This is a genomic window from Haloterrigena salina JCM 13891 (assembly GCF_000337495.1).
GTDB lineage: Archaea > Halobacteriota > Halobacteria > Halobacteriales > Natrialbaceae > Haloterrigena > Haloterrigena salina.
In genome coordinates this window covers 1-17,571 of sequence record NZ_AOIS01000036.1, presented here as the reverse complement: position 1 = coordinate 17,571, position 17,571 = coordinate 1, and the positions used below count along the sequence as shown (strand labels likewise).

General features: G+C 65.9%; 21 protein-coding genes. 10 read left to right on the top strand and 11 right to left on the bottom strand.

Annotation, left to right across the window (positions count from 1 at the left end):
• Positions 1–276 precede the first annotated feature (276 nt).
• Positions 277–1,527 (bottom strand): LeuA family protein, encoded by a 1,251-nt coding sequence (locus C477_RS09815; RefSeq protein WP_449404397.1) that lies wholly within the window; start codon positions 1,525–1,527, stop codon positions 277–279.
• Positions 1,528–1,995: 468 nt separating this feature from the next.
• Here C477_RS09815 and C477_RS09810 point away from each other — a divergent pair, with 468 nt between their 5' ends.
• Both C477_RS09810 and C477_RS09805 read left to right on the top strand, forming a co-directional pair.
• On the top strand, positions 1,996–2,451 hold the full coding sequence (locus tag C477_RS09810) for a ferritin-like domain-containing protein (protein WP_008894323.1): 456 nt from the start codon (positions 1,996–1,998) through the stop codon (positions 2,449–2,451).
• A gap of 266 nt (positions 2,452–2,717) precedes the next feature.
• Entirely contained in the window at positions 2,718–3,008 is a 291-nt protein-coding gene (locus C477_RS09805; protein WP_008894322.1) for a DUF5779 family protein, read from the top strand.
• Positions 3,009–3,063: 55 nt separating this feature from the next.
• On the opposite strand, the gene C477_RS09800 is transcribed toward C477_RS09805, so the two are convergent.
• Complete coding sequence (locus C477_RS09800; protein WP_008894321.1) at positions 3,064–3,561, bottom strand: YciE/YciF ferroxidase family protein; 498 nt, start codon at positions 3,559–3,561, stop codon at positions 3,064–3,066.
• 231 nt (positions 3,562–3,792) lie between these two features.
• Between C477_RS09800 and C477_RS09795 the strand changes: the two genes are divergently transcribed.
• Complete coding sequence (locus C477_RS09795) at positions 3,793–5,379, top strand: sensor histidine kinase (RefSeq protein ID WP_008894320.1); 1,587 nt, start codon at positions 3,793–3,795, stop codon at positions 5,377–5,379.
• Positions 5,380–5,452: 73 nt separating this feature from the next.
• Here the strand turns inward: C477_RS09795 and C477_RS09790 are convergent, their stop codons facing one another.
• Complete coding sequence (locus tag C477_RS09790; protein ID WP_008894319.1) at positions 5,453–6,136, bottom strand: VOC family protein; 684 nt, start codon at positions 6,134–6,136, stop codon at positions 5,453–5,455.
• A gap of 73 nt (positions 6,137–6,209) precedes the next feature.
• Here C477_RS09790 and C477_RS09785 point away from each other — a divergent pair, with 73 nt between their 5' ends.
• Together C477_RS09785 and C477_RS09780 are read left to right on the top strand one after the other, a co-directional pair.
• Positions 6,210–6,893: a hypothetical protein gene (locus tag C477_RS09785; protein ID WP_008894318.1), complete on the top strand. Its 684-nt coding sequence runs from the start codon at positions 6,210–6,212 to the stop codon at positions 6,891–6,893.
• A 187-nt stretch (positions 6,894–7,080) separates the two neighbouring features.
• On the top strand, positions 7,081–7,506 hold the full coding sequence (locus tag C477_RS09780) for a hypothetical protein (RefSeq protein WP_008894317.1): 426 nt from the start codon (positions 7,081–7,083) through the stop codon (positions 7,504–7,506).
• A 46-nt stretch (positions 7,507–7,552) separates the two neighbouring features.
• On the opposite strand, the gene C477_RS24070 is transcribed toward C477_RS09780, so the two are convergent.
• Together C477_RS24070 and C477_RS09775 are read right to left on the bottom strand one after the other, a co-directional pair.
• Positions 7,553–7,708, bottom strand: coding sequence for a hypothetical protein (locus C477_RS24070; protein WP_008894316.1), 156 nt, complete (start codon positions 7,706–7,708; stop codon positions 7,553–7,555).
• A 225-nt stretch (positions 7,709–7,933) separates the two neighbouring features.
• Complete coding sequence (locus C477_RS09775) at positions 7,934–8,143, bottom strand: ribbon-helix-helix domain-containing protein (protein WP_008894315.1); 210 nt, start codon at positions 8,141–8,143, stop codon at positions 7,934–7,936.
• A gap of 169 nt (positions 8,144–8,312) precedes the next feature.
• On the opposite strand from C477_RS09775, the gene C477_RS09770 reads away from it, so the two are divergent.
• On the top strand, positions 8,313–8,642 hold the full coding sequence (locus tag C477_RS09770) for a DUF5789 family protein (protein WP_008894314.1): 330 nt from the start codon (positions 8,313–8,315) through the stop codon (positions 8,640–8,642).
• A 4-nt stretch (positions 8,643–8,646) separates the two neighbouring features.
• Here C477_RS09770 and aglJ read toward each other — a convergent pair whose 3' ends face one another.
• The 3 genes from aglJ to C477_RS09755 all read right to left on the bottom strand — a co-directional run bounded on the left by aglJ (position 8,647) and on the right by C477_RS09755 (position 11,886).
• Positions 8,647–9,669 (bottom strand): S-layer glycoprotein N-glycosyltransferase AglJ, encoded by a 1,023-nt coding sequence (gene aglJ, locus C477_RS09765; protein WP_008894313.1) that lies wholly within the window; start codon positions 9,667–9,669, stop codon positions 8,647–8,649.
• Positions 9,670–9,805: 136 nt separating this feature from the next.
• Positions 9,806–11,095 carry a UDP-glucose 6-dehydrogenase AglM gene (gene aglM, locus C477_RS09760; protein ID WP_008894312.1) on the bottom strand — a complete coding sequence of 430 codons (1,290 nt, stop codon included), beginning with the start codon at positions 11,093–11,095 and terminating at the stop codon, positions 9,806–9,808.
• 104 nt (positions 11,096–11,199) lie between these two features.
• A complete protein-coding gene (locus C477_RS09755; RefSeq protein WP_008894311.1) occupies positions 11,200–11,886 on the bottom strand; it encodes a helix-turn-helix domain-containing protein in 687 nt (228 codons plus the stop codon).
• A gap of 150 nt (positions 11,887–12,036) precedes the next feature.
• On the opposite strand from C477_RS09755, the gene C477_RS09750 reads away from it, so the two are divergent.
• On the top strand, positions 12,037–12,831 hold the full coding sequence (locus C477_RS09750) for an alpha/beta fold hydrolase (RefSeq protein ID WP_049914465.1): 795 nt from the start codon (positions 12,037–12,039) through the stop codon (positions 12,829–12,831).
• A gap of 62 nt (positions 12,832–12,893) precedes the next feature.
• On the opposite strand, the gene C477_RS09745 is transcribed toward C477_RS09750, so the two are convergent.
• Positions 12,894–13,862 carry an alpha/beta hydrolase gene (locus tag C477_RS09745; protein ID WP_008894309.1) on the bottom strand — a complete coding sequence of 323 codons (969 nt, stop codon included), beginning with the start codon at positions 13,860–13,862 and terminating at the stop codon, positions 12,894–12,896.
• 108 nt (positions 13,863–13,970) lie between these two features.
• Between C477_RS09745 and pyrE the strand changes: the two genes are divergently transcribed.
• Positions 13,971–14,495, top strand: a complete 525-nt coding sequence (pyrE, locus tag C477_RS09740; RefSeq protein ID WP_008894308.1) for an orotate phosphoribosyltransferase — start codon at positions 13,971–13,973, stop codon at positions 14,493–14,495.
• A gap of 28 nt (positions 14,496–14,523) precedes the next feature.
• Here pyrE and C477_RS09735 read toward each other — a convergent pair whose 3' ends face one another.
• On the bottom strand, positions 14,524–15,165 hold the full coding sequence (locus tag C477_RS09735; protein WP_008894307.1) for a class II aldolase/adducin family protein: 642 nt from the start codon (positions 15,163–15,165) through the stop codon (positions 14,524–14,526).
• Positions 15,162–15,866, bottom strand: a complete 705-nt coding sequence (locus tag C477_RS09730) for an HAD family hydrolase (protein ID WP_008894306.1) — start codon at positions 15,864–15,866, stop codon at positions 15,162–15,164. The genes C477_RS09735 and C477_RS09730 overlap by 4 nt, the downstream gene beginning before the upstream one ends.
• Before the next feature lie 226 nt (positions 15,867–16,092).
• On the opposite strand from C477_RS09730, the gene C477_RS09725 reads away from it, so the two are divergent.
• Entirely contained in the window at positions 16,093–16,539 is a 447-nt protein-coding gene (locus C477_RS09725; RefSeq protein ID WP_008894305.1) for an ester cyclase, read from the top strand.
• Positions 16,540–16,822: 283 nt separating this feature from the next.
• Positions 16,823–17,571: TGS domain-containing protein (locus C477_RS09720; RefSeq protein WP_008894304.1), on the top strand; the 749-nt coding region annotated here is incomplete at its 3' end.

The following is a 17,571-nucleotide window of genomic DNA, read 5'->3' as shown; positions in this document are numbered from 1 at the left end:
CTGTCGCTGTGAGAACGGTGCGACGAATTCGGGTCCGAAGCTACGAGGTACTAGATGCGGGGCGTAGGCGCCCCTACAATACGAATCGGAGCGAGCGCGCTGGTGTCGACCGGACTGCGAGCCGACAGTGAAGCGCGGACCGTCATTATCGTTTTCGTAGGACCCTCGAGTGACATAACCCTTGCGAGTTTTCAAGCCGTTGCAAGTATTGCTGGTCGGCCCGCTCGAGCGCGACAGCAGGGGCTCGCGAACGGTGGCAAACGGGGAGGACATCCCTTAGACGCGCACCTCCTCCTCCTCCTCTTCGGACTGGCGTTCGATGCCAGCCTCTTCGGCGAAGCGCTCCAAGTCGTCGACGGTGACGCGGCGCTTCTCGGCCCCGAAGTCCTTGACGCGGCGAGTTACCGCCGTGACCTGGTCGTCGGTGGGCTCGAAGCCCAGTTCGGCCAGGCGCTCGCGGACCGAGTGGGTGCCGGTGTGTTTCCCCAGGATCAGGCGGCGTTCGGCGCCGACCATCTCCGGGGTCATGACGCCGGGCTCGAAGGTGTCCGAGTTCTCGATGACGCCGGCGGCGTGGATGCCGCTCTCGTGGGAGAATGCGTTGTCGCCGACGACGGGCTTGTTGCCCGGCGTCGCCATCCCGCTTTTCTCCTCGACGACGTTCGAGAGCTCGGCGATGCGCGTCGTGTCGATCCCTGTATCGGTCTGATACAGGGACTCGACGGCCATCACGAACTCCTCGTAGGCGGCGTTGCCCGCGCGCTCGCCGATGGAGTTGACCGAGACCTGCGCCTGATCGGCCCCCGCTTCGATGCCGGCCAGCGCGTTAGCGGTGGCCAGCCCGAAGTCGTCGTGGGTGTGGACGTCGATCCGAGCGTCGGTGTGGGCACAGACCTTCTCGATCATGGCCCGGAACCGCGTCGGCGTGGCGACGCCGCAGGTGTCCGGAATGTTGATCCAGTCGACGCCGGCTTCGCTGACGGCCTCGATGATCTCGAGCAGGAACTGCTCGTCAGTTCGGGTCGCGTCCATCGGCGAGAACATGCAGGTAGTTCCCGTCTCGGTGACGCGCTCGACCGATTCGACTGCGCGTTCGACGACTTCGTCTCGCGTCGCGTGCATCGAGTCCTCGATCTGGACGTCGCTGGTGCTGACGAACGTGTGCACCATCTCGACACCCGAATCGAGTGCGGCCTCGATGTCCGCATCGACGACGCGGGCTAGCCCGCAGGTCGTCGTTTGCGTCGACGACGCGATATCGCGAACGGCTTCGAATTCCGCGTCCGAGTTGACCGGGAAGCCCGCCTCGATGACGTGGGTCCCCATGTCGTCCAGGATGGACGCGATCTGCCGTTTGTCGTCGTAGGAGAACGAAGTTCCGGGCGACTGTTCGCCGTCCCGGAGGGTCGTATCGAAGACACGTGCTGACTCTATTTCGTCAGTGGAATCTAACGTGCCCTGGAAGAACTCGACCCCCCTGACTGGTGTCAGAGGACGAATCGTCTTGTGAAGACATTGTATCTGAATTCGACGGGCGACGAGGTATATAAAGATACCGCTGTTTCGACTCTCGAATGTCAGGTCATCACAAACCACAATATCCGACGAGGGTCGAAAACCGCAAGACACCAACGGCCTTACTTCTCCTATTACCTCCTATTATCATACTTCGATCGAGAGCGAACGAGACCGCGATCGTCTCGAATCGACCCCGATCGCGAGCTGACGACGACCGAGACTCGCTGGCGCGCGCTCATCGGTTGACAGTTGGGTAGAATTCGCCCCCCTGATTCGAACCGAGACGAACATTTCGATTATATCGACCTATTAGCGCCCATTCGTCTATATAACCAAACGCCCGCCCTCGGCGCGGCGTCGTTCGGGCGGACGTAGCCGCGCCGCTGCGGATCGGCGACGAACGGCCGGGTGTTTATAAACACGTCATGCAAGCGCGCGCTGCAGGGTTTTACCGCTCGCTGTGGTAGGTCGGCCGGCATGACAACCGACGAGATCACGGACCTCCTGACGGAGGCCTACACCGACGAACTCGAGACCGTGATGAACTACCTCTCGAACGCGATCGTCCTGGACGGGATCCACGCCGAGGAGGTCAAGGCGAGCTTAGAGGAGGACATTCAGGAGGAACTCGACCACGCGCAGATACTCGGCGAGCGCCTGAAGCAACTCGACGAGTCACCGCCCGGTTCCGAGCAGTTCCAAGCCAAACAGCACAGCCTCCAGCCCCCCGAAGACACCACTGACGTCCAGTCGGTCATCGAGGGCGTCCTCGAGGCCGAAAACGATGCGATCGAGACCTACCGTTCGCTGATCGAGGCCGCCGAAGACGCGAACGACCCCGTCACGGAGGACGTTGCGGTGACGATCCTCACCGACGAGGAAGCCCACCGCACGGAGTTCCGCGGATTCCAGAAGGAGTTTCCGATGGACTGAGCGTCTCGGACTCGAGTCGGGCACACGACTGCAGCCGCGAGCGAAGCGAGGCGGCGAAGCCGCCTCGGAGACGCGAACGGCGCAGCCGTGAGCGAACGGAGTGAGTGAGCGGGCCGAGGAACCCTCGAAGCCGCGCCTCGGCGCGGCTGAGGGGGTGACGACGTGCTTTTGATCAACCTTTTGCCGAGTGCGGTCGCGAAGCGACCGCACGCAGCGTGAACGGTTGATGGCGAACGTTTTTCTCGTCCCGGTTCGACGCACCCCCTATGAGCGATTTCGACCTCGACCTCCGGACCGTCGAGGAACACATCGATGAGGAACTCGAGATCGAGGGCAGTATCGTCCTCGGCGTTCTCGACGGGGAGACGCCCGCCGAGGAGTGGCTCGAGGCGATCTCGAAGGGGAACGTGCTCGTCCTCAACGTCGAGGGCGACGTCAACGAACTGGCCGCCGGCTTCGCTCGCGACGTTAGGGAGTCGGGGGGGAACCTCGTTCACTTCCGCGGATTCTTGCTGGTGACGCCGCCGGGCGTCGACGTGAGCACGGATCGACTGTAGTCTTCGTCTCGGCGTCTCGCGCTCGAGAAAAAGCGAGGTCGCGCGGGTCGCGCCGTTAGTTCGACGCTTCGAGTTCGCCGTAGTCGAACTGCTCGCCCTTCTCGGAGAGGGTATCGAGTTCGTCCTGCTCCTCGCGGAGGGTTTCCTCGAGCAGGTCGGCGGCGTCGTCCATCCCGAGCTGGTCGGCCATCGGGATGAGGTTGCCGTAGGTGGCGATCTCGTAGTGTTCGGACTTCTGGCCGGCGGCGATGTTGAACCGGTCGATGGCCTGATCGCTCGGATCCTGATCCATGAACTCCTCGTGGGCCTGAATCATCCCCTCGACGACGGGGTCTTCCTGGGCTTCGGCGTCGGCGTCGAGCTGGTCGAACACCTGCTCGATGCGGTCGACGTGCGTCTTCGTTTCCTCGCGGTGCTCGGCGAACCCGCTCTTGAGTTCCTCGCTCGAGGAGGTCTGCTCGAGTTCGTCGAGGGCGTCGACGAGTTGCTGTTCGGTGTAATACGCGTGCTTGAGTCCGGATACGAAGAGGTCTTCGGTTGAGTCGATGCTCATGGGCGATCCGTTTGTTGGGACAGCGCTTGGTTCGATAAATAGCGGGCTTGCAGTCTGCAGGAGTGTTCGGCCGGCGGCGACCGGCTCTACGGGCGTGCTCATCACAGGAGGTCCCCGGTCGTCGGAGACCGTTCAACGATTCGACGCCTGTTCGGTGCATGGCAGCGAGTTAAACAGTCTCTGCGGTCCTTTCGACCCAATTTATAACTGATACAAGTAGCAAACAATCGTATGGACTGGCGTTTTCCGAACTGGCTCGGAACTGCGATCGTCGCGACGGTTTTTCTCTTTTCGCTAGCCGTCTCCGTCTATCACGTGCGGATTCACGAAACGCAGTTGCTGTTGTCGATAGTCGGGCAGTGGTCGCTAGTCGTGCTCTCGCTGGCGTTCGGCTGCGTCGGCTACTACGCGCTCGCGAACGCCGACGCGCCGAACGGGCTCGGTATCATCGGTCGCTACACGGTCACCGGGTACGTACTCGCGGGGCTGGCGTCCGGGGGATACGCGTCGCATCAGTACCTGGTTCCGGAGGCGACGATCGAGTTCGACGTGATCCTGTTCCAGGCGATCTTCGTGGCGCTCGTTGGGGGGATAGCGGGCGTCATCGTCGGCTTGGAAACCGCCCGCAGGAAACGGTCTATCGCCGATCTCGAGGCGATCGAAAAAGAGGTCCGAACGGAGAAGCAGCGGTTCGAGTCGCTGTTCCAGAACACGCCGTCCGCGGCGGCGGACATCCGGTATACGGACGGCGAGCCGACGATCGATCGCGCCAACACCGTCTTCGAGGACCTCGTCGACCACACGAGCGCGGACGCCCAGGGTGAGAACCTGTTCGAGGTCGTGCCGCTCCGGGAGACGGAGACGGAAGCGGCGGTCGCGGCCCACGTTGCGGAAAACGAGATCTACCAGAATGAGGTCACCGTCGACCGTCCCGACGGCCGCAGTCACTACAAGCTCCGCGTGATCCCCTACGAGGTCGGAAAGGAAGGCGAGCGGGCGTTCGCGCTCTACACCGACGTGACGGAGCTCAGACGGACCCAACAGGAGTTAGCCGAAAGCGTCGACCACCTCGAGGCGTCGAACGAGCGCTTAGAGCAGTTCGCCTACGCCGTCTCCCACGACCTGCAGGAACCGCTGCGGATGGTCTCAAGCTACCTCCAGTTGCTCGAGGATCGCTACCGGGAAGACCTCGACGAGGAGGCCGAGGAGTTCATCGACTTCGCGGTCGACGGCGCCGACCGGATGCGGGCGATGATCGAGAACCTCCTCGAGTACTCCCGAGTCACCACCCGCGGGGACCCCCTGGAGCCGACGGACGCCGCGGCGGTTCTCGACGACGTTCTCACGGACCTCGAGCCGCGGATCGAGGAGACCGACGCGACGGTCACCGTCGACGAACTCCCGACGGTGACCGCGGACGGCGACCAGCTCGCGCAGGTCTTCCGTAATCTCGTCTCGAACGCGCTCAAGTACAGCGGGGACGAGCCGCCGCAGGTGCACGTGGGCGTCGAACGAACCGGCGACGAGTGGCGGTTCGCGATCGCCGATCAGGGGATCGGGCTCGAGTCAGAGCAGTCCGAGCGGATCTTCGACGTCTTCGAAACCGCCCACACGTCCGAGGAGGGCTCGGACTCGGGCATCGGCCTGGCGCTGTGCCAGCGGATCGTCGAGCGCCACGGCGGGACGATCTGGGTCGACGCCGAACCCGGCGAGGGCGCGACGTTCTACTTCACGTTGCCGCGCGCCGAGACCCGGGAATCGGACCGGGCGTCCCCGCCTCGAGCCGACAGCGAAGAACCGCCAGACAGTCGACCGTAACGGTCGCCGCTATCCTCCACTGCGACTCGCTGACCAGTCAATGGCCGATCCGTTTCCGAAAGACTCGCGTCCGTCACGTCGTGAACGTCAGGAAATGGCCGTCCGGATCCCGGACGACGACCTCCTCGTCGTCGACGCGGTCGACGCGCCGGACGCGATCGCTGACCGCCTCGAGTTCCGCGGTCGGTTCGGTGCTCTCGAACCCCAGATCGACGTGGACGCCGCCGCGGGCGTCGGCGATGCCGAGGTGGGGCTCCCAGAGCTCCAGCGCCATCGGGCCGTTCATCCGGATCCGCTTTCGTTCGTCGCCGCCGTCGACCGTCTCGAACCCCAGCGCGGCGTAGAACGACTCCGCGCGCTCGAGGTCCTCGACCTCGAGGACGACCTCGAAGATCCCGTCGATGCCGGGGCCCTCGACGCCCTGCTGACCGAGTTCAACGCAGTTGCCGTCGGGGTCGTAGAGGTACAGCGACTTTGCGGGGCCGAACCGGGCCTCCTCGAGGTCGTAGTCGGCGCTCAGGCGGTCCCACCAGTCGTCGTACTCGTCGTCGGGGATCGAGAACGCGTAGTGGGTATGGAGCCCGCCCCGCGGGACGGCTTCGGGCCGGCGAACCACGAGATCCGTCTCCCCGGCGGTGAAGACGAGTTCGTCCTCGCGCTCCGCGGTGCAGGCCAACTCCAGCGTCTCCTCGTAGAACGACCGCGCCGGCTCGAGGTATTTGGCCTCGAGGGCGAGCCAGGACAGCCCGGTGAGCATGGCGGGACGTACGCGGGGCGACGACATAGAGGCGTTGCCTACGCTTTTACGCGCCGCCGTCGTAGCTGTCGGTATGCCGTTCCGCGTCGACGAGCGCGCGACCGAGTTTCGAGAGATCGACCGCTTCGACGGCGGCGTCGGCTGGATCGCCCACCCCGACGAGGAGATGCAACGGGCGAGCCACGCTCTCGAGGTAGACGGGGACGTCTGGCTCGTCGATCCCGTCGACGTCGCGGGACTCGACGAACTGGTCGCCGAGTTCGGCGACGTACGGGGGGTCGTCGTCCTGCTCGATCGTCACACGCGGGACGCCGAAGCGATCGCCGACCGGCACAACGTGCCGGTCTATCTCCCGCGGATCTTCGAGGGCGTCACCGAGGATCTCGACGCCCCGGTCGCCCGCTTTTCGGACGAACTCTCTGACACCGGCCTCGAGGCCCATACGATCGTCGACAATCGCTTCTGGAAGGAGGTCGCCCTCTACGACCCCGAGGACGGAACGCTCGTCGTCCCCGAGTCGGTCGGCACGGCCGCGTTCTTCCGCGCCGGAAGCGAACGGCTCGGCGTCCACCCGGTGCGCCGGCCCATCCCGCCCCGCGAGGAACTGGGCGGCTTCTCGCCCGAGCGCATCCTCGTTGGACACGGCGCCGGAATCATGACCGACGCCCCGGCGGCGCTCGCGGACGCCCTCGAGAACGCCCGACGGCGCGCGCCGCAGGTGTACGCGGGGATGGCGTGGCAGCTGCTGCCGATCTAAACGAAGAAAAGTCACTACGCCGTGAAACCGGTGCCGATACGATCGAAGCGCTCGCATCGCGCTCCAGCACTGTCGAATCGCCCGTATTCTGTTCCGAAATTGTCGAATCGTCCCCTCTCATTCCGACATCGGTTGCAGCGACGTCCGTGGGGGTACAACTAACTACGATCGGTACTTACGGGGAATAGTGGTCTACATCACGCGGGCGCTCGTCGACGTTCTCCTCGATCTCGCCAGCGACGCCGATCCGGACCGCGTGACGACCGGCGTCTCGGTGACGCCCGCCGGCGAACTCGAGGGCACGACGACCGAGTTGGCGCCCGAGACGCCGGTCTTCACGGATTTCTTCCTTCCCGATCCCGACAACGCCCTCAACGCCGTCTTCGGCGTCGATCTCACGACACCGGCCCGCCAGACGCAGGGACAGTTCGTCTCGCACCCGCTTCGGGAACTCGAGGTGACCAGACGGGACGACCTCGCGGAAGTGATCTTCGTCGCCGTTCCGCCCTGGAAACTCGACGACCGGTCGTTCGGCGCCTTCGATCGCCGCGGTCGGCGCAAGCCCCTCGAGGTCGTCGACGCGCGACCGCCGGACCAGTCGCTGACCGACTAACCCGGCGAGAAAAACCGAATCCGAACGCGCCGCGAGCCCGCGACCGCTACCGGAACGAGGCCGGAACCGGCTCCGGTCGCGGCGCGGCGCTCGTCGGCCAGTGGCCGTCGCCGATTATTCGATCGACGATGCTCCGACGCTCCGGGTCGCGATCGTCGTCGGCGTCGTCCGACGGCGATGGGAAGTCCGGGACGTGTGGCATCCGTCTTCGACCTCCACTCGGAGCTAGCGCCTCGAACCAGATAATAACCGTGCCTGTTCTACCGGGGTGTCGAGAAGAGCGGTGTCACGGGCCGTCTCGTGCCGGCTGGCAGCGAGCCGCGATCGGACGACCGCCGGTTCGATAACGCGGACGCCGCTACCTCGAGGATCGAGCGCCGCCGACTCGAGACGCGACCCTTCGGCCTCGAGAGCGATGGCGCCCGCGCTACTCGAGGTAGCCGAGGCCGCGAAGCTGTTCGGTGATCTCCTCGAACTCGGCTTCGGTGAGTTCGCCCTCCTTCTGGTGTTGGATGACGATGCTCCGGAGCAGGAACCGGACGAGGTCGCTCGTGCTCTGGAAGCTGGTGCCGTCGATCGTCTCCTCGACGCGGTCGGCCAGATCCTTCGGAATCGAGACCGTGGTGTATTCGGTCATACAGGTGTCTTCATCGCCGGCGACAAATGCGTGTCGGGAGCGGGCGTCCGTCGCGGTCCGGCAGCGTCGCTTTGCTCCCGAATCGGGAGCGCGATTCGACCGCGACTGAGAGCGCGATTCCGTGGTCGTCTTCGTAGCGGTTTTGCGGCCGGACACGGTACGTGATCGTATGGGAGTCCGGCCACCATCGAGCGGAGACGACGACGAACCCGAGAGCGTCGAGTTCGGTATCGCCGCCGTCGACGCTCGTCTCAAGGACGCGGAGCTATCGTTTCCGGCGACCAAAGACGACGTCGCGGCCGAACTCGGCCACGAACGCATTCCGTACAACGTCCACGGAAACGACGTCGCGCTGCGCGAGATGCTCGCGGAAGTCGATGTTGAGGAGTTTCGCTCGCGTCAGGAACTGTTGAACGAACTGCACGGGCCGTTCGAGGAGTATCGGCGGAACAACTCCAACGGCGTCTTCCAGCAGGTCCGCTCGATGCTGCCCTTTTAACGCGCTATCGCCCGTCGTCGTCTCGCTCGCGGCTCTTGCGAGTGATCTGCTCGAGGCGGCGCCGTTGCTCGCGGTGCAAGGAGAGGAGCATATCGGAGAGGACGCCGAAGATGAGCAACTGAACGCCAAGCAAGATCGCGGCCGCGGAGACCAACGCCATGATCTCGTGGCCGACCTGGTACTGCACCCACTCCCAGAGGACGTACGACGCGATCGCACCACCGAAGAGGATTCCGCCGACGCCGAAACTGCCGAAGTAAAACAGCGGATTGTTCGTCTTGGCCAGCGAGTACAGCGCGAGGATGATCGTGCCGCCGTCCTTGACCGGGTGAAGGTTCGTCTCCGACTCGTCGGGACGGGCGCGGTAACTGATCGGCACGACGGTCGTGTCGATGCCGTGTTTGACACACTCGACGGCGAGTTCCGTCTCGAGGGTGAAGCCGTCCGAGTCGATCGAGAGCCGGTCGAACGAGTCGACGGTAAACGCTCGGTACCCCGAGAGAATGTCCTCGTAGTCGGCGCCGTGAATGACGCTGAACGAGCGGTTGATCATTCGGTTGCCGACGCCGTTCAACGCCTTCATCGCGTCGTCGTCCATGTTGGCAAAGCGGTTGCCGACCACGTGCTCGTACCCCCGTGAGAGGGGCTCGATCATGGTATCGACGTCGGCGGGATCGTAGGTCCCGTCGCCGTCTAACATCACCACGTAGGGGACGTTGACGTACTCGATGGCCTCGCGGACGGCCTGGCCCTTTCCGTCGCCGGACTGGACGAAAACGTGGGCACCGCGATCGCGGGCGATCTCCCGAGTGTCGTCGTTGCTCCCGCCGTCGGCGACGAGGACGTTCGTGTAGCCCTGTTCGTGGAAACCGTCGATGACGTCGCCGATCGTCGCCGCCTCGTCGAGGGTCGGAATGAGAACGCAAACGTCGTCGGGAGAGATCTCCCGCGTCTCGGAACTCATCGCGATGACCTCGCCGTCGCCGCTCGAGAGCATCGCATCCGCGCGAACCGCGTCATTTCCCATCGACGATCATTCCCGTGCGCGGCCGCAAAAGGATACTGATTGCGTAATACGCGTGTTATAACGGCTCCCGTAGACGGCCCGTCGCGCGTCGCGGTTCGCCGGCCCGACTCGAGCGACTCCATCATCGGTATCGGCGCTACCAGGTGAGTCCCTCGTAGACCTCGAGGGCGTCCCGATCGACGTCGATCCGGCGGCCGTCGACCAGCACCCGGTTCGCCATTCCGTCGAACGCGAGGTCGTCGAACTCGGGCCAGTCGGTCGCGACGACCGCACCGTCGGCCCCCTCGAGGGCCGCGTCCGCGGAGTCGGCGTACTCGATCTCGGGGTAGTCCGGCCGGACGTTCTCGATCGCGACCGGGTCGTAGGCGACGACCTCGGCGCCGCGCTCGCGGAGGTGTTCGATCACGTCGAGCGCGCGGGACTTGCGAACGTCGTCGGTTCCGGGCTTAAAGGAGAGGCCGAGCACGGCGACGCGAGCGCCCTCGAGCGGGACGTGCTCGGCGAGCAGGGCGACGAGCCGGCGGGGCTGCTCGTCGTTGACCGAGACGACGGCGTCGAGCAGGTCGGGATCGTACCCCTGTTCGCGGGCACCGGCCCGCAGGGCGTTGACGTCCTTCGGGAAACAGGAGCCGCCCCAGCCCAGCCCAGAGCGCATGAAGCGGTCGGAGATACGGTCGTCGAGCCCGACCGCCGCGAGCACCTCGTAGGCGTCCGCGCCGTACTCCTTCGCAATGTTCCCCAGTTCGTTGACAAGCGAGACCTTCGACGCGAGGAAGGCGTTGTTGGCGTACTTGATGAGTTCCGCCTCCCGAACGTCGGTCTCGACGAGGTCGGTTTCCTCGCGCTCGAGAATTGGCGCGTACAACTCGCGGAGAGTGCCAGCGGCGCCCTCGCTCGAGGCGCCGAGCACGACCTTATCGGGTTCGAGGAAGTCCTCGACGGCCGTGCTCATCCGCAGGAACTCGGGGTTCATCGCGATCTCGAGCCCGTCGCCGATTCGGCGGCCGGACTCCGCCTCGAGGATCGGTCCGACGACCTCCTCCGTGGTGCCCGGGAGGACCGTGCTCTTGACGACCACGAGGTGGTCGCCGTCCTTCTCGGCGAGCGTCCGCCCCAGCGACTCGGCGCCCGCCCGCATGGGCGCCAGATCGAGCGCGCCGTCGTCGGTCTGGGGCGTCGGGAGACAGAGGAAGGTGACGTCGGTTTCCCGGATCTCGTCGTAGTCGGTCGTCGCGCGGAGGTTCGTTCCCGCGTGCTCGGCGATGCGCTCCTCGAGGCCCGACTCGTGGATCGGTGCCTCGCCCGCGTTGATCGTCGCGACGATGTCCTCGTCGATCTCGACGTTGAGTACGTCGTGACCGAGATCAGCGAGGCAGGCGGCGACGGTGGTGCCGACGTAGCCGCTGCCGATGATAGAGACGTCCATGCTGTATCGCAATATCGGCCGTCGGTAGATGCTTTTGGGTTCCGGTCGAGACTGCGCGTGGAACTTGCTCGATCGTCGCCCGTACTCGACGGCGGTACCGGCCGTTACGTCGAGAGCGGCGGCCACGTCGTCGCGACCGTCTCTCGGATGAGTCGCGTCTGCGCCCGACGGAGGCGCTCGGACACCGAGGAGGCGGAGATATCCAGTTCCGCGGCGACCTCCTCGAGGGAGGTGCGACGCGGGACGTCGAAGTAACCCAGTTCGTAGGCCGTCCGGAGCGCCTCGTGCTGGCGGTCGGTGAGCCCCTCGCCCGGCGGCGAGGGCGTCCGGTCGCGAGTGAGACGGTGCAGTCGGAACCCGGCATTGTGCTGCCAGAACGACGAGAACGCGGTAAAGGCGTCACGGTCGGCGAACCATCCCGTCTGCCGCCACCCGTTCGGCTCCACCTCGATCCGTTCGATAAGGGCGTCGGTCCTGGCGAGGGCCTCGAGCCCCGCGAGGTCGTCGATCTCGTCGCCGAGTTGTTCTTCGAAGCTCAACGCCGGCGTGAGCTGATAGCGACGCGTCTCTCCGGCCCGTCCGATCAGGGTCCAGTCCTCGACGTCGACAGCGTCGGTAAACGCGGTCTCGGTCGCGGTTCGAGAGCCCCCGGTCGCGGTGACGATGAACAGCGGCCGATTCCCGTGGTTGTACTGCAACTCGAGGAGGACGGTCGCGTCGGGCACCGCCGCCGCGACTCCGACGAGCGGGAGCGCATCGCAGCGAATCTCGAATTCGGCGACGAGGCTCATACGACATCGTTTCCGTCGAGGCAAATGGGAACATCGAAACGGTCAGCCGAGAGATGGGTCCGCTCGCCGACCGGGCGCTCGACGGTCGACTTAAACAGCCGGATCACTGAGAGAACGACTTAGTCCGGTCGCCTCCCTCGGTAGCGACCCATGCAGACGACGCGATCCGAAGACGGTCGGAGAGTCGAGTACAAACGACGCGGCGACGGTCGACCATTGATCCTACTCCATGGTGGGATGGCCCCTCGAGAGTACTGGACGCCCGTCGTCCCCCACCTCGAGGAGTATACGACGATCGTCCCCCAGCGGCCGGGCTTCGGCACGTGCCTCGACGACCCGGCGGAGACGAGCGCGGACGAGGTACTGGAACGCGAAGCCCGGTACGTCCGGGCGCTCGCCGACGACATCGACGGCGGTCCGATCCTCTTCGGACACTCCTACGGCGCGCTCACCGCGCTCGAGGCCGCGACCGACGCGGCGGTCGACGCGGTCGTCGCCTACGAACCGGCGGTGCTCCCCGACGAGTTCCGGAAACGAGCCGATCTCGCCGACCGAATGGAGGCGCTCATCGAGGACGGCCGACGCGGCGAGGCGGTGAAACGCTACGTAGAACTGGTCCTCCATCCCGACGGAATCGACGATCTCGACGCCTGGTTAGCCGAGTGGCCGGTCTGGCCGGACTGCGTCGATCTCGCCGAGGAAGTCCTGCGGATGAACCGCGCCGTCGAGCGGTACCGACTTCCCGATCGTCTCGACGTCGACGCCCCCGCGCTCGTGCTGACCGGCACCGACGGCCCCGACTTCCTCCGGAAGAGCGCCCGCGCGGTCCACGACGCGCTGCCGCACAGTCGCCTCGTGGAGTTCGACGGGATCAGCCACAGCGGTCCCGCCGAAGCATCGGAACCGATCGCGGCGGAAATCGAGTCGTTCCTCGGCAGGCAGTAGTCCGTCGCCGGTTCGACGCCTTCGCTCTCGGGACGACCGCTACCGATCGAGTCGGCGTCCCGTCACTCGAGGGCCCGCTGCAGATCGCGAACGACGTCGTCGTAGGCCTCGTGGGCGCGCTCGAGGTTCATCGGCTCGGCGAACATCCCGAAGAACCCGTGGATCATGTCGTCGTAATGGTAGTGCGTGACCGGGACGCCGTCGGCCTCGAGGCGCTCGGCGTAACGCGCACCGTCGTCGCGCAGCGGGTCGAAGCCGGCGGTGACGACCGTCGCCGGCGGGAGGCCCGAGAGGTCGGCCGCCAGCCGCGGGCGGGCGTAGACGTTCCCCCGATCGATTTCGCGTCCGAAGTAGCAGTCGTCGAACCACTCCATGGTCTCCCGCTCGAGAAAGTAACCCTCGCTGTTCTCCTCGTAGGCGCCGGTCTCGGTGATGTCGCCGGTGATGGGGTAGATCAGGAGCTGGTGGGCGGGGTCGACGCCGCCGCGGTCGCGCGAGAGCAGGCTCGTCGCCGTCGCGAGATTGCCGCCGGCGCTGTCGCCGGCGAGGACGATGCGATCCCGATCGCCGCCGAGCGTCTCGATCTCGTCGTCGACCCACTCCAGCGCGGCGTAACAGTCCTCGAGCGCGGCGGGGAACGGGTGTTCGGGCGCCAATCGATACTCGACGCTGGCGACGGTGTAGCCGGTCTCGGCGGCGAGTTTCCGGCAGGTGTCGTCGTGTTCGTCGACGCTCCCGACGACGAAGCCGCCGCCGTGGAAAAAGAGGATCGTCGGCCGCGGCGTCTCGCCCGCGGGCTGGTAGACGCGGACCAGGAGGTCTCCGGCCGGTCCGTCGATCGTTCGATCCTCGACCGACTCGAGGCCGATCGACGGGCTGTCGGCGTCGGCGTCGTCGTCGAACATGTCATCGAGCACTGCACGCGCCTCGTCGACCGGCAGTTCGTGCAGCGGCGGCGTCTCCGCCGAGTCGATGGTCTCGAGGAGCGGTTTGAGGGCCGGATGGGGCTCCGGAGCGCGGGTTGCTGTCATATCTCGGGACACTCATCGACGGAACAAAAAGGTATGCGCATCGGTCGCCGGCGCGGCCGTCGATCCGTTCCACACCGCTTATTTCGGTCCGGTGCGCCCCTTCGAGCAATGACGAACGAGGCACTCATCGAGGCCCTGCGGGACGCGGAGGCGGTCAAGTTCGGCGAGTTCGAGCTCTCCCACGGCGGCACCAGCGAGTACTACGTCGACAAGTACCTCTTCGAGACCGATCCCGACTGTCTCGAGGCCATCGCGGAGGCGTTCGCCGACCGGCTCGCGGCCGACGACAAGCTCGGCGGCGTCGCGCTGGGCGGCGTCCCCCTCGCCGCCGCGACGAGCGTCGCGGCCGGCGTCCCCTACGTCATCGCGCGCAAGCAGCGCAAGGAGTACGGCACCGGGAACCTGATCGAGGGCCGACTCGAGGACGGCGAGGAGGTCGTCGTCGTCGAGGACATCGTGACGACGGGGACGAGCCTCGTCGAGGCCGTCGAGGCGCTCCGGGAGGCGGGCGCGACCGTCGAGCGCGCGCTCGTCGTCGTCGACCGCGAGGAGGGCGGCCGCGAGAACGTCGAGGAGGCCGGCGTGGAGTTGGAAGCGCTGGTGACCGCGAGCGACCTGCTCGACTCGCAGTGAGTCTCCCCGCCGCTGACGGCACCGGCCGCTACTGCCCGTAGGACTCGAACTTTTCGACGACCGTCTCGAGTTGGGCGTCCGAGAGCCTCGTCGGCTCGAGGCCGGCGGCGCGAGTCTGGAGGTACAGCCGAGCCAGGCTCTCGACGTGGTGGGCGTTCTCGAGCGCGGTCTCGAGGTCCGGCGCCGTGACGACGAGTCCGTGGTTTTCGATGAGCGTCGCGGTCGTCTCGGCCTCGTCCATCGCCCGGACGATGTTCTCGGCCAACTCGTCGGTGCCGTAGGGCGCGTACTCGGCGACGGGGACGCGCTTGCCGACCGCGACGATCATGTAGTGGATCGGCGGCAGCGGCTCACGGGCGACCGCCAGCGTCGTCGACCACGGCGAGTGGGTGTGGACGATCGCGCCGACGTCCTCGCGGCGGTAGATCGCGGTGTGCATCGGCACCTCGCTGCTCGGGGCCATCGCACCGTCGCGCCGCTCGCCGTCGATGCCAACGACCGGGACGTCCGCGGCGTCGAAGCCGTCGTAGGGAACGCCGGTCGGCGTGATCGCGAATGCGTCGCCGGCTTCGCCGTCGCGAACGCTCAGGTTGCCCGTTCGGCCGGGCGTCAGCGCCGCGAGGTCCGGCGCGCGCTCGACGATCGCTCGGCGTTCGTCCTCGAGGATCATCGGATCACCTCCAGCAGTTCGTCGAACGCGTCGATCTTGTGGTCCGGGTTTCGGTCGCCCTCGAGCGACGCCTCGTCGACGTCGCCGTTGAACAGCACCGTCTCGATACCGACGGCGTTGGCTCCGTGGATATCCGTTCGGATCGAGTTGCCCACCATCACCGTTTCCGAGGGACGTCGGTCGAGCCGCGCGAGCGGATGTGTAAACATCAGCGAAGCGGGTTTCTCGCGGCCCAGCTCCTCGGAGGTCACGAGCAGATCGACGTGCTCGTCGAGGCCCATTGCGTCGAGTTTCTCGAGTTGGATCCGCGTCGTGAGGTTGGTCACGATCGCGACGTCGACGTCCCGATCGGCCAGCGTCTCGAACGTCTCTGCGACTCCCGGGAACGGCTCGATCTCGTCGATAAACGCGTCCCAGTACGCCTCGCCCATCGCCAGCGCGTCGCCGGACCGGTGCGTGCCCGCGTGACGCTCGACGGCCCGCTTGAAGTAGAGCACCCGTTCGTGGCTGGCCGCCGTCTCGGGGATCTCCCGTTTGACGGCTCGACGACCCTCCCGATAGAACGCGTCGAATTCCTCGCGGTCGAAGTCGTACTCCAGATCGCGAGCGGTCCGCCAGGCCGCCTCCTTGCCCGCCTCGTTGCACGGCGGGTACGGGTAGCACGTGTCGTCGAGGTCGAAGAGCGCGGCCTCGGTGGTCATACGGTCTCGTGCTTCGTGAAGCGCAAAACGAGTATCGGTACCGGCACCGGTCCGTCTGCGCTCCGGCACCGGCCGCTCGTCCGGGCCTCGGGGAGCGACGGTGCCGTAGTGTGTCCCCTTTACAAGCCGGTTCGTGGTACGTCGCCGAGCCGTTCGACGCGGTCGCCGCGCCTCCGCGAGCGGGAGCGCGGAGCGCGCCGCGGGACGGTACCGCTGTATTCGAACAATGACAGACAACAAGGCGCTCGTTCGGCGCGATCCGGAGGAGGTATGGACCGACGGCGATCTCGACGCGATCGACGAGATCTTCGCGGAGGGGTTCGTGCTGCACGATCCGTCCGCGGGCGACGACCTGCGAGGGCGCGACGAGTACAGGGAGTACGTCGAAACCTACCGCGAGGCGTTTCCCGACGTGGAATACGAAGTCGAAGCCGCAGTCGCCGAGGGGGAGACCGTCGCGCTGCGGTACACCGCGCGCGGAACTCACGAGGGGTCGTTCATGGGCTTAGAGCCGACCGGCGATCGAGTCTCCGTGTCGGGAATGGAGATGTACCGCGTCGAGGACGGGACGATCGCCGAACTGTGGACGAGCTACGACGCGCTCGGGCTGTTCCAGGAGCTCGGCGTCGTTCCGCCGCTCGAGGAACTCGGCGAGGAGTCGACCGCGGATTGAGCCGACCGCGGACGGAGGTCGCGACCGCATCCCCGCCGGTAGCGGTCGCGAGTCCTCGTCGCTCACCATCACAATGCTTTTATTGCGGTCGAGACTACGCGTAGCCACGATGGTAGGTGTCCGCTTTACAGGGGCTTACGCCCGCTTCTAACCCACACCTACCGCCGGCTGTGTCGAAACGGACCCGCAGCCGAGCGGCCACGGCGGACGCCCGACCGAACTTCTCACCGAAGTTCCCAGATCAGCGACAGCCACAGCACTACCCACAGTCATACCGATACCCATGTCAGAATCAGATTCCCAGTCACAGGAACGGATAACGGTCGTACTGCCCGACGGCTCCGAACTCGAGGTCGCATCCGACGCGACGGTCGAGGACTGCGCCTACGAGATCGGCCCCGGCCTCGGCAGCGACACGGTCGCCGGCAAGCTCGACGGCGAACTCGTCGCCAAGGAGGAACCCGTCTACGACGGCGTCGAACTCGAGATCGTCACCGACGGCTCCGAGGAGTACCTCGAAGTCATGCGCCACTCCGCGGCCCACTGCCTCGCCCAGGCCGTCGAGCGTCTGTACGACGAGGACGAGGTCAAACTCGCGATCGGCCCGCCGACGGACGAGGGCTTCTACTACGACTTCGATAACTTAGACGTCGACGAGGAGGACCTCGCGGAACTCGAGGACGAAATCGAGGAGATCATCGCCGAGGACTACGAGATCGAGCGCGAGGACGTCTCGATCGAGGAGGCCGAACAGCGCCTCGAGGGCGAGCCCTACAAGCTCGAACTACTCGAGGAGTTCGCCGACGAGAACGACACCGTCTCCTTCTACAAACAGGGCGAGTGGGAGGACCTCTGTGCCGGTCCCCACGTCGACTCGACGGGCGAGATCGGCGTCGTCGAACTGCTCGAGATCGCGGGCGCCTACTGGCGCGGCGACGAGGAGAACACGATGCAGACCCGCATCTACGGGACGGCCTTCGAGGACGAGAGCGATCTCGAGGACTTCCTCGAGCGCAAGCAGGAAGCCGAGAA

Excerpts from the sequence above, each read along its gene's own strand:
- C477_RS09810 (WP_008894323.1), top strand. The coding sequence starts at position 1,996 with ATGACAACCGACGAGATCACGGACCTCCTGACGGAGGCCTACACCGAC.
- C477_RS09805 (WP_008894322.1), top strand. The coding sequence starts at position 2,718 with ATGAGCGATTTCGACCTCGACCTCCGGACCGTCGAGGAACACATCGAT.
- C477_RS09800 (WP_008894321.1), bottom strand. The coding sequence starts at position 3,561 with ATGAGCATCGACTCAACCGAAGACCTCTTCGTATCCGGACTCAAGCAC.
- C477_RS09795 (WP_008894320.1), top strand. The coding sequence starts at position 3,793 with ATGGACTGGCGTTTTCCGAACTGGCTCGGAACTGCGATCGTCGCGACG.
- C477_RS09790 (WP_008894319.1), bottom strand. The coding sequence starts at position 6,136 with ATGCTCACCGGGCTGTCCTGGCTCGCCCTCGAGGCCAAATACCTCGAG.
- C477_RS09785 (WP_008894318.1), top strand. The coding sequence starts at position 6,210 with ATGCCGTTCCGCGTCGACGAGCGCGCGACCGAGTTTCGAGAGATCGAC.
- C477_RS24070 (WP_008894316.1), bottom strand. The coding sequence starts at position 7,708 with ATGCCACACGTCCCGGACTTCCCATCGCCGTCGGACGACGCCGACGAC.
- C477_RS09775 (WP_008894315.1), bottom strand. The coding sequence starts at position 8,143 with ATGACCGAATACACCACGGTCTCGATTCCGAAGGATCTGGCCGACCGC.
- C477_RS09770 (WP_008894314.1), top strand. The coding sequence starts at position 8,313 with ATGGGAGTCCGGCCACCATCGAGCGGAGACGACGACGAACCCGAGAGC.
- aglJ (WP_008894313.1), bottom strand. The coding sequence starts at position 9,669 with ATGGGAAATGACGCGGTTCGCGCGGATGCGATGCTCTCGAGCGGCGAC.
- aglM (WP_008894312.1), bottom strand. The coding sequence starts at position 11,095 with ATGGACGTCTCTATCATCGGCAGCGGCTACGTCGGCACCACCGTCGCC.
- C477_RS09755 (WP_008894311.1), bottom strand. The coding sequence starts at position 11,886 with ATGAGCCTCGTCGCCGAATTCGAGATTCGCTGCGATGCGCTCCCGCTC.
- C477_RS09750 (WP_049914465.1), top strand. The coding sequence starts at position 12,037 with ATGCAGACGACGCGATCCGAAGACGGTCGGAGAGTCGAGTACAAACGA.
- C477_RS09745 (WP_008894309.1), bottom strand. The coding sequence starts at position 13,862 with ATGACAGCAACCCGCGCTCCGGAGCCCCATCCGGCCCTCAAACCGCTC.
- pyrE (WP_008894308.1), top strand. The coding sequence starts at position 13,971 with ATGACGAACGAGGCACTCATCGAGGCCCTGCGGGACGCGGAGGCGGTC.
- C477_RS09735 (WP_008894307.1), bottom strand. The coding sequence starts at position 15,165 with ATGATCCTCGAGGACGAACGCCGAGCGATCGTCGAGCGCGCGCCGGAC.
- C477_RS09730 (WP_008894306.1), bottom strand. The coding sequence starts at position 15,866 with ATGACCACCGAGGCCGCGCTCTTCGACCTCGACGACACGTGCTACCCG.
- C477_RS09725 (WP_008894305.1), top strand. The coding sequence starts at position 16,093 with ATGACAGACAACAAGGCGCTCGTTCGGCGCGATCCGGAGGAGGTATGG.